At 66.9% G+C, this 9,146-nt stretch carries 13 protein-coding genes; 5 read left to right on the plus strand and 8 right to left on the minus strand.

The features are described from left to right. The 3 genes from ACK5IR_RS09745 to cobD all read right to left on the minus strand — a co-directional run. On the minus strand, nt 1-480 hold a 480-nt coding region (locus ACK5IR_RS09745), incomplete at its 3' end, for a lytic murein transglycosylase (RefSeq protein WP_416928340.1). Between the two features lie 85 nt (nt 481-565). Next, entirely contained in the window at nt 566-1,483 is a 918-nt protein-coding gene (cbiB, locus tag ACK5IR_RS09750; RefSeq protein ID WP_416928342.1) for an adenosylcobinamide-phosphate synthase CbiB, read from the minus strand. After that, nucleotides 1,480-2,472, minus strand: a complete 993-nt coding sequence (gene cobD, locus ACK5IR_RS09755) for a threonine-phosphate decarboxylase CobD (RefSeq protein WP_416928344.1) — start codon at nt 2,470-2,472, stop codon at nt 1,480-1,482. The genes cbiB and cobD overlap by 4 nt, the downstream gene beginning before the upstream one ends. Nucleotides 2,473-2,634: 162 nt before the next feature. Here cobD and ACK5IR_RS09760 point away from each other — a divergent pair, with 162 nt between their 5' ends. Then, complete coding sequence (locus ACK5IR_RS09760; protein WP_416928346.1) at nt 2,635-3,000, plus strand: hypothetical protein; 366 nt, start codon at nt 2,635-2,637, stop codon at nt 2,998-3,000. Between the two features lie 16 nt (nt 3,001-3,016). Here the strand turns inward: ACK5IR_RS09760 and ACK5IR_RS09765 are convergent, their stop codons facing one another. Next, nucleotides 3,017-4,015 (minus strand): glutathione S-transferase family protein, encoded by a 999-nt coding sequence (locus tag ACK5IR_RS09765; protein WP_416928348.1) that lies wholly within the window; start codon nt 4,013-4,015, stop codon nt 3,017-3,019. Nucleotides 4,016-4,225: 210 nt separating this feature from the next. Between ACK5IR_RS09765 and ACK5IR_RS09770 the strand changes: the two genes are divergently transcribed. Continuing rightward, nucleotides 4,226-4,579, plus strand: coding sequence for a hypothetical protein (locus tag ACK5IR_RS09770; protein ID WP_416928350.1), 354 nt, complete (start codon nt 4,226-4,228; stop codon nt 4,577-4,579). 5 nt (nt 4,580-4,584) lie between these two features. Here the strand turns inward: ACK5IR_RS09770 and ACK5IR_RS09775 are convergent, their stop codons facing one another. Further along, nucleotides 4,585-5,124: a L,D-transpeptidase family protein gene (locus tag ACK5IR_RS09775; protein WP_416928352.1), complete on the minus strand. Its 540-nt coding sequence runs from the start codon at nt 5,122-5,124 to the stop codon at nt 4,585-4,587. Continuing rightward, complete coding sequence (locus tag ACK5IR_RS09780; RefSeq protein WP_416928354.1) at nt 5,121-6,290, minus strand: MalY/PatB family protein; 1,170 nt, start codon at nt 6,288-6,290, stop codon at nt 5,121-5,123. Before ACK5IR_RS09780 ends, ACK5IR_RS09775 begins: the two co-directional genes overlap by 4 nt. Nucleotides 6,291-6,391: 101 nt before the next feature. Here ACK5IR_RS09780 and def (ACK5IR_RS09785) point away from each other — a divergent pair, with 101 nt between their 5' ends. The 3 genes from def (ACK5IR_RS09785) to fmt are packed head-to-tail and all read left to right on the plus strand — an operon-like array spanning nt 6,392 to nt 8,319. Further along, complete coding sequence (gene def / locus ACK5IR_RS09785) at nt 6,392-6,913, plus strand: peptide deformylase (RefSeq protein WP_416928356.1); 522 nt, start codon at nt 6,392-6,394, stop codon at nt 6,911-6,913. Between the two features lie 3 nt (nt 6,914-6,916). Then, nucleotides 6,917-7,423: a peptide deformylase gene (def, locus tag ACK5IR_RS09790; RefSeq protein ID WP_416928358.1), complete on the plus strand. Its 507-nt coding sequence runs from the start codon at nt 6,917-6,919 to the stop codon at nt 7,421-7,423. Beyond that, a complete protein-coding gene (gene fmt / locus ACK5IR_RS09795) occupies nt 7,420-8,319 on the plus strand; it encodes a methionyl-tRNA formyltransferase (protein WP_416928360.1) in 900 nt (299 codons plus the stop codon). Before def (ACK5IR_RS09790) ends, fmt begins: the two co-directional genes overlap by 4 nt. A 4-nt stretch (nt 8,320-8,323) precedes the next feature. On the opposite strand, the gene ACK5IR_RS09800 is transcribed toward fmt, so the two are convergent. Further along, nucleotides 8,324-8,803 (minus strand): RNA pyrophosphohydrolase, encoded by a 480-nt coding sequence (locus ACK5IR_RS09800; RefSeq protein WP_416928362.1) that lies wholly within the window; start codon nt 8,801-8,803, stop codon nt 8,324-8,326. A 68-nt stretch (nt 8,804-8,871) separates the two neighbouring features. Continuing rightward, nucleotides 8,872-9,146: VOC family protein (locus ACK5IR_RS09805; RefSeq protein ID WP_416928364.1), on the minus strand; the 275-nt coding region annotated here is incomplete at its 5' end.

Here is a 9,146-nt window from a genome sequence, read left to right on the forward strand (position 1 = left end):
CGTGAGGGCGGCGAAGACCTGCGGCTGGAACAGTTCGGGCCGCCGGCAATCGTGCGACAATGTCATCAGGGCGTTGACGGTGTTGAAATCGCCCTGCACCGCGCCATAGTCGGTTTCGAGCGCCCAGAAGGCGAGCAGCACGCCGGGGCTGACGCCGTAGGTCTGGCGGATCGCGTCGAAGGTGGCCGCATGGTCCCGAAGGTTCCGCCGCCCGTTGTCTATCCGGTTCTGGCTGATCACCCGACGCGAGAAGTCGATGAAGGGCATCTGGAAGATGCCCTGCGCGCGATCCGCGTTTAGCACCTTCTGCTCCTGCCGCACGCCGTGAAAGAACCGGTCCACCGTTGACGGATCGTGCCCCTGCGCCACGGCCTGCTGCTGCATGGCGGCGGTGAAATCGGCAAAGGAACCGCCACAGGGCACCTGGGCCTGGGCGGTGGTGGTGAAAGCGGCAAGTGCAAGGGTGGCAAGGGGTTTCATCTGTCTCTCCGGAATTTGCCGCACAGTATCGGCGGATCGGGCGACGGCAAGCCCCGGCGAATGACCTTTCGGTGAGCGGGCTGTTTCAAAGCGCCGCGATGGCTGCCACCAGCAGCGCCAGCCCGGCCCAGCTGCGCCAGAGCGCCGATACGCAGGCGTCGATCTCGGCCGGTCCCGGGGTGCGGTTGCCACCCGGGTTGATGAAGGGAAAATCGCGCATCCGGCCATGGTAGCTGCGCGGGCCCGAAAGTGCCACGTCCAGGCAGAAGGCCATCGCCGCCTCGGGCCAGCCCGCGTTGGGCGAACGGTGCCGACGGGCGGCGCGGCGGATAGCCCGCCAGTTCCCGAATCCGCCGCTGCCAAGCAGGATCAGCCCCGCTGTCAGCCGGGCCGGAATCAGGTTCAGCAGGTCGTCGAGCCGCGCCGCCGCCCAGCCGAAGGCCTCGTGCCGCGGCGTGCGATAGCCGATCATGCTGTCGGCGGTGTTCACCAGCTTGTAGACCAGTATCCCCGGCAACCCGCCGGCCAGAAACCAGAAGGCGGGCGCCACCACGCCGTCCGACAGGTTTTCGGCCCCGCTTTCGATGGCGGCGCGCGCGATGGCCGGTTCGTCCATCGTATCGGTATCGCGCCCGACGATCATGGCGACCGCCCGCCGTCCGCCGGGTACGCACAGCCGCAGGGCGCGCGCCACGGCGGCCACATGATCGGCGAGGCTGCGCTGTGCCAGCAGGATCGCCGCCAGCAGCAGGCTGAGGGCCTCTCCGCCCGGCAGCGATGCGATGCCCCATCCCAGCAGCGCCGCAAGCGCTGACAGGCCACCCAGAACCATCGCACCTTTCAGCCGCCGGTGCGCGCCGGAATTGAACCGCCTGTCCGTCCAGGCGATGAGGCGCCCCATCAGCACCGCCGGATGCGGCAGGCGCGACCACAGCCAGCGCGGCTCGCCCAGCAGGGCATCGAGCGCCAGCGCACCCAGCAGCAGAAGCGCGTTTTCGCTCACGCCAGCGCGTCCGCGAGCCGCCGCCAGTCCGCTTCGCGGCCGGGCAGGCCGACCCTGAGCCAGCGGTCGGAATAGGGGAAGCGGCGGGTCCAGATATGCGCGGTTGCAAGCCGTGCCTGCATCGCCGTTGCATCGCCCACGTCGTGCAGCCGGAAGAGCGATGTGCCGCCGACCGGGCAGGCGCCGGTCGCCGACAGCAGGGTGTCGAGCCGCGCCGCGTCCCGAACGAGGCGCGCGCGCGTCCTGTCGGCCCAGATGCCGTCGTTCAGGGCGGCGGTGCCGATCGCCAGCGCCGGGCCGGAAACCGCCCATGGCCCGAACATTCCTGCCAGCCTGTCCAGCAGATCGGGCGGCCCGAGAGCGAACCCGAGTCGCAGCCCGGCCAGGCCCCAGAACTTGCCGAAGCTCTTGAGAACGACGGTGTCCGGCCGGTCGGCAACGGCGTCGAGCAGGCTGCTTTCGGGCGCAACGTCGCAAAAGCTCTCGTCGATCACCAGCAGCCCGTCGCCGGGCAGGTCCCCACTGCACCACAGCCGGCCGTCCGGGTTGTTCGGGTGGACGAGAACCGTCGCATCTGCCCCCTGCGGCCGGTTGGAAACCGCCCAGCCGGCGGTGCGGAACGCGGCTGCGTGTTCGTTATAGGTGGGAGCATGAATATGCACCCTGCCCGGGGGGGGCAGCGCCGGTATCCGTGCGATCGCCGCCGAGGCGCCGGGAACGGCAAGCACCTGCATATGGGGCGGCACCTTCCAGAAACGCCGCGCCGCATCCGCCAGTTCGCGCGTCGCGGCCATGTCGGGCAGCGCGGACCAGCAATCGGGTGGCAGATCGGGCAGGGGATAGGCGACGGGGTTTATTCCGGTCGAAAGGTCCAGCCAGTCGCATCTGTTCCCGCCCCAGCGTGCCGCAGCGGCATCTATTCCGCCGCCATGGTCACGCAAGGTAAAGAAAGACTTGCCAGAACCGCTGCGATCTCTAGTCTTTTCCATCCGTCCCAACCGGCGTTCTGTTCGAGTATTTGCGGTGTTCTGCGGGATTTGTTGCGGGATGGAAAGAGATTAACGGGTGCGGATATCCGGTTGCCTTCCGGTTGGGGATATCGCTTCACCTGCGCCCGGAGCGGCGGCGGTGAAGTCTGGCACGGAGGATTGATGCGCGTCCTGATTGTGGAAGGCTGTCCCGAGCTTTGCGGACTGTGGAAGCGGCACCTGGATAGCGGCTCCTGCGATGTGGTGATCGCGAGCGACGAGACCGGAGCCATCGCCCTGCTGCAATCCGAGGAGGTCGATGTCATCGTGCTCAACCTGGTGCTGGCGCGCGGCAGCGCGCTGGCGGTGGCGGATTTCGCCTCCTACAGGCAGCCCGATACCAAGATCATCTTCGTGAACGATACGACCTTCTTCTCGGACGGCTCGATTTTCAGGTTGGCGCCGAATGCCTGTGCCTCTGTCCGCTCGAAAACCCCGCCCGAGGATATTGTCGCAATGGTCGAACATTTCGCGGCGTCGGCCCGCTGATGCCCTCACCGGCGGGTCACCCGCCCGGAATCAGCGGAACCGCATCGCGGCCATGCGGCGCTGACCAGTCGACCCGCGGCGCCAGCGGCACGATGCGGGTGGGGTTGATGATTTCGTGGCTGAAATAATAGTGCCGGCGAATCTGGTCGAAATCGACCGTCGCGGCGATGCCGGGCATCTGGAACAGGTCGCGCGTATAGGCGAAGAGAACGGGCATGTCGATCAGCCGGTTGCGGCTGCACTTGAAGTGTCCGTTGTAGACCGCATCGAACCGCACCAGCGAGGTGAACGCGCGCAGATCGGCTTCGGTCAGCGCGCCGGCGGCAAGGAAGCGTTGCCCTGAAAGCCGTGCCTGCATCCAGTCGAGCGTTTCGAAAACCCCGGCCACGGCGGCGTCATAGGCGTCTTGCGTGGTAGCGAAGCCGGCCTTGTAGACGCCGTTGTTAAGCCCGGAATAGACCCGCGCATTGATCCGCTCGATCTCGTCCCGCAGGGGGGCGGGGTATAGGTCCAGCGGATTGCCGGTGATACCGTCGAAGGCGGTTCCGAACATGCGGATGATCTCGGACGATTCGTTCGAAACGATCCGGCCGCGTAGCTTGTCCCAGAGCACCGGCACCGTCACCCGCCCGGTGTAATCGGACGTGTCGCGCAGGTAGATGTCGCGCAGAAACGCGGACCCGTAAAGCCCGTCGCCGGTCGAGCCGGGAAACCCCGTGTCGAAGGTCCAGCCGTCGCGCAGCATGTCGGGGCTGACGACGGAAACCCCGATATGGTTCTTCAGCCCTTTCAGCATGCGACAGATCAGTGTCCGGTGCGCCCAGGGACAGGCAAGCGAGACATAGAGATGATAGCGCCCGCTTTCGGCGGCAAAGCCGCCCTCGCCGGTCTGGCCGGGTTGTCCGTCGGGGGTGATCCAGTTGCGGAATGCGGCCTCGCTGCGGATGAACCGGCCGCCGGTCTTGTCGGTATCGTACCAGCGGTCGTGCCATTTCCCGTCGATCAGTAGTCCCATGGCGGCGTCTCCCTGTCTGATCGCAATCTAACCGGTGTGCGCAGCGGGAAAACGGGCGTCCGCGCAGACACATGTCGGCTTTTGCGCACACTTGTCACAACCGGCGGGTTTGAAACGGATTTTTGAAACCTTTGTGAATGACGGCGGGTCGCGCTTGACCGAATCGCCCGCACGGCGCCTGATGGACGCGCAGCACGCCTTGGGGGGCTCATGTCGGATTTTCTGCCACTGGCCGTTCGTACCGAACTGGCGCGCGCCAGCCGGGCGCATCTGCTGCGCGATACCCATATGACCATCCGCTCCGGCGGACGGGAGCGTGCCGTCCTGCGCTACTGGGCCGGCGGGTTCGCGCTCGATTCCGCCGATGCGGCGGGCCTGCGCGGGCGGGTCGATCTGTATGACCGGGGAAGGCATCTCTGCCAGGCGCTGATCGTGGCGACGGCCGACACCGAGGGCGAGCGGCTGTTCGAGTTCAAGGTCGAAACCCCGGCTGCAAAAACCGCTCCCCCGGCCGATTTCGTGCGCGAGCGCCCCGAACCTGCCGGGCTGCTGCCTGCCTTCTGACGGGTTCAGGGCAGGATTTCGACCTCGGTCCCGAGCGGGACCACCCGCCACAATTCCTCGATCCCGGCATCGCTGACGGCCATGCAGCCGGCGGTCCAGTCGCCGCGCAGGTCGGGGGCGCCTTTGCGCTGGTTGGGCTGGCCGTGGATGAAAATATCCCCGCCGGGCGAGACCCCCAGTTCCGCCGCGCGCCTGACATCCTCGGGCTGCGGATAGTCGATGCCGAGCGACAGGTGGTATTGGCTCTGCCCGTTGCGCTGATCGATCCGGAACAGCCCCTCGGGGGTGCGGCCGTCGCCCTGCCGGCTCTTGTCGCCCTCGGGCGCGAAGCCGAGCCCGATGGAATAGCCCTTGAGCGCTTCGCCGCCGCGATAGGCGATCAGCCTCCGGTGATGCTTGTAGACCACGATCCGGTCGATCCGCTGGGTCAGGGCGGGCGGTGGCGGCAGCAGATCGGGTGGCCCGGCGGCATCCCAGGCGGCAATTCCGCCCGCCGCGATGGGCGCCAGCCAGGCCGCCAGCAATGCCCCGCCCCCCGAGATCATTGCAGATCGCCGAAGGCACCGGCGAGCCGCTTCACCGCCTCTTCGACCATGCTGCGCGGGGTTGCGAGGTTGAAACGCAGGAAGTTCTCGCCGCCCTTGCCGAAAGTCGGGCCGTGGTTCGCCGCGATGCGGGCGCCGCGCTCGACCCGTTCGGTGAACTCGGCGCGCGACATGCCGGTGCCCGAGAAATCCACCCAGGCCAGATAGGTCGATTCGAGCGGCATCGATGCAAGGCCCGGAATCGCGCTCACCGCGCTGTCGAACAGCTTCCGGTTGCCATCGAGATAGGGCAGCAGCCTGTCCACCCAGGCCGCGCCCTCGGGCGAATAGGCCGCTGTCGTCATGAAAAGTCCGAAGGAATTGGGCGATTTCCCAAGCCCGGCCATCCGCTTGCGGAAGGTCTCGCGCAGCAGCGGATCCTCGACGATCACCTGCCCGGTATGGGCGCCGGCAATGTTGAACGTCTTGGAAGGCGCGGTCATCATCACCAGCCGGTCGCGGATGCCGGCGATCTGCGCCATCGGAACGTGGCGCGCGCCGGGATAGACGAGATCGTGGTGGATCTCGTCGGAAACAATCAGCAGATCGTGCCGCCGCGCGAATCCGGCCACCTGCTCAAGCTCGTCGCGCGTCCACACGCGCCCGCCGGGATTGTGCGGTGAACAGAGGATCAGCATCTTCTCGCCGCCGCTCATCTGCCTGTCCCAGCTATCGAAATCGAACCGGTAGCGACCGTTGTCGTTGATCATCCCGCATTCGACAACCTGCCGCCCCGCGGCCTCGATCACGCGGGCGAAGGCATGGTAGACCGGTGTGAACAGCACGATGCCGTCGCCGGGCCGGGTGAAGGCTTCGAGGCAGACGGCGGTGCCGTTGACCAGACCGGCGGTGGTGAAGATCGACGCCGGATCGACCTGCCAGCCGTGCCGTTCGGCCATCCACCAGCAGATCGCGTCGCGATAGGCGGTATCGTCGCCGAAATAGCCGTAGATGCCGTGATCGACCATCGCCTGAACCGCGTCGTTCACGCATTGCGGCGGACGGAAATCCATATCGGCCACCCACATGGCGATCCCGTCGTCGGCGGGCACGCCGTAGATGGACTCCATCATGTCCCATTTCACGCAGTGACTGCCGCAGCGGTCGATGATCTCGTCGAACGACATCTGGCTTCCTTTCTTCGCTTTCCGCGCAGGCTACCCGGCTGTCCGGCGGGGGCAAGGGCCATGTTGCACCACGATCCGGCTTCGCCTACATGAGCAGCGACATGACACTCAGACCCATCCTTCTCCATCCCGATCCGCGCCTGAAAAAGGTCTGCGATCCGGTATCCGACCTGTCGGACGAGTTGCGCGTGCTGGCCGACGACATGCTGCAAACCATGTACGACGCCCCCGGTATCGGGCTGGCGGCGCCGCAGATCGGCGTCACCCGACGGCTGATCGTGCTCGATTGCGTTAAGGAGGAGGGCGCCGCGCCGCGCCCGCTGATCATGTTCAATCCCGAAATCCTCGCCAGTTCCGACGAAAGGAACGTCTATGAGGAGGGCTGCCTGTCTATTCCCGACCATTACGCCGAAATCGAGCGCCCCGCCGGGGTGACCGTGCGCTGGATCGACCGCGCGGGCGATGAACGGCAGGAGGATTTCGACGGGCTGTGGGCGACTTGCGTCCAGCACGAGATCGATCATCTGAACGGGGTCCTGTTCATCGACTATCTCAAGCCGATGCGCCGCCACATGATCACCCGCAAGATGCAGAAGCTCAAGCGCGAGCGTGCGCGGGACTGACCGATGGCGATCCGGCCCTTCCTGCCCTGGCCAGACAGGCGGCTTGGAACGCCGGCCGCACCGGTCGGCGAGATCACGGATGAAATCCGCGCCATCTGGGACGACATGGTCGAGACGATGGATGCGATGCCGGGCCTTGGTCTCGCTGCGCCGCAGATCGGTATCCTGCTGCGGCTTGCGGTGGTCGATTGCTCCGTCGAGCGCGGGCGGGCCATCCGGCTGGCCGATCCCGAAATAACCGGGGTTTCGCGCACGCTGCGCGCGCATGACGAGGCCAGCCCCAACCTGCCGGGCGTTCATGCGCATCTGGAACGCCCTGATCGCGTGACGGTGGCCTATACCGACGTAGACGGCCGGCGGGTCAGCCGCGCGTTCGAAGCGGTCTGGGCGACATCGGTCCAGCACCAGATCGACCATCTGAACGGCAGGATGTATTTCGACAACCTGAGCCGGACAAGGCGGGCGATGCTGCTGAAAAAGGCGGAAAAAGCCAGGGAGGCTAGCAGATGAGGGTCGTGTTCATGGGAACGCCCGGGTTTTCGGTGCCGGCGCTCGATGCGCTGCTGTCCGCCGGCCACGAAATCGCCGCCGTCTATACCCAGCCGCCGCGCCCGGCGGGCCGGGGCAAGAAGGACCGTCCGACCCCGGTACAGGCCCGGGCCGAGGCGCTCGGCCTGCCGGTGCGCCACCCGGTCTCGCTGAAGCCGCAGGCGGTGCAAGACGATTTTGCCGCGCTGAATGCCGATATCGGTGTCGTCGTTGCCTACGGGCTGATCCTGCCGCCGGCGGTCCTCGATGCGCCGCGCCACGGGTGCCTCAACATTCACGCCTCGCTGCTGCCGCGCTGGCGCGGCGCCGCGCCGATCCATCGCGCGGTGATGGCCGGGGATGCCGAGACCGGCATCTGCATCATGCAGATGGACGCGGGGCTCGATACCGGCCCGGTCCTGCTGCGTGAGGCGACGCCGATCGGCCCCGAAGATACCACGGCCGATCTGCACGACCGGCTCTCGGTGATGGGCGGGCGGCTGATTGCCGGGGCGCTGGTGCGCATCGACGCTCTGATACCCGTGCCGCAGCCCGAGGCGGGTGTGAGCTATGCCACCCGGATCGACAAATCCGAGGCGCGTGTTGACTGGGCCCGCCCGGCAGCAGAGGTCGACCGCCAGATCCGGGGGCTTTCACCCTTTCCCGGCGCGTGGTGCGAGATCGGGGGGGAACGGCTGAAGCTGCTGCGTTCGCGTCTGGCCACGGGGCGGGGCGCGCCGGGCAGGGTGCTTGGCGGGTTCACCATTGCCTGCGGCGACGGCGCGGTCGAGGTGCTGGAGGCGCAGCGGCAGGGCAGGCGCCCGATGCCGGCGAACGAGATCCTGCGCGGCCTGACCCTGCCGGAGGTTCTCGGCTGACCGTTCAGAGCCGGGGTGCGAAGGCCGCCACGACCTGCCGGTAGACCTCGCGCTTGAACGGAACGATATTGGCGACCAGATCATCCGCCGGAAGCCAGCACCATTGCGAGAATTCGGGGTGTTCGGTCTCGATGTCGATCTGATCGTCGCGCCCGAGATAGCGCAGCAGAAGCCATTTCTGCTTCTGCCCCCGGTACTTGCCCTTCCAGAGCTTGCCGATCAGGTTTTCCGGCAGGTCGTAGTGCAGCCAGTCCTCCGTTTCGGTAACAAATTCGACCAGATCCGGGGTAATGCCGGTTTCTTCCCGCAATTCGCGCAACGCCGCCGCGCGCGTGTCCTCGCCCCTGTCGATGCCGCCCTGCGGCATCTGCCACGCGGGCACCTCGCTGTCCTTGCGCTGGCCGACGAATATCCGGCCATCGCCGTTGACCAGCATGACACCGACGCAGGGCCGGTAGGGAAACTTGGCGTCATTCTTGCTCATGGCGCCCTTATCCCGCCGGGGCAGGTGCGGCGCAAGCGGCTTCTGCCGTACTGGCCGGTGCCCGGCCGCTATTTGGCGGGCGCGCTCCAGACGGCCATTTCCGTTCCGTTCGGGGTGCGGAACTCGAACCGGCGGCCGCCGGGAAAATCGAAAATTTCCCGCGTGATCGCCGCCCCGGCCGCGCGCACCCGTTCGAGCGCCGCTTCCAGATCGTCTGTTTTCAGGACGACCAGCGGCGCCTTTGCCGGCGCGCGCTCGATCCCGCCGCCGGTGCCCGCCCCCTGAATGTCGCGGTAGTCGGGGCCGTAATCGACAAACTCCCAGCCGAAGGCGGCGCCGAAAA

It is taken from the genome of Tropicimonas sp. (genome assembly GCF_047971885.1).
Lineage (GTDB): Bacteria > Pseudomonadota > Alphaproteobacteria > Rhodobacterales > Rhodobacteraceae > Tropicimonas.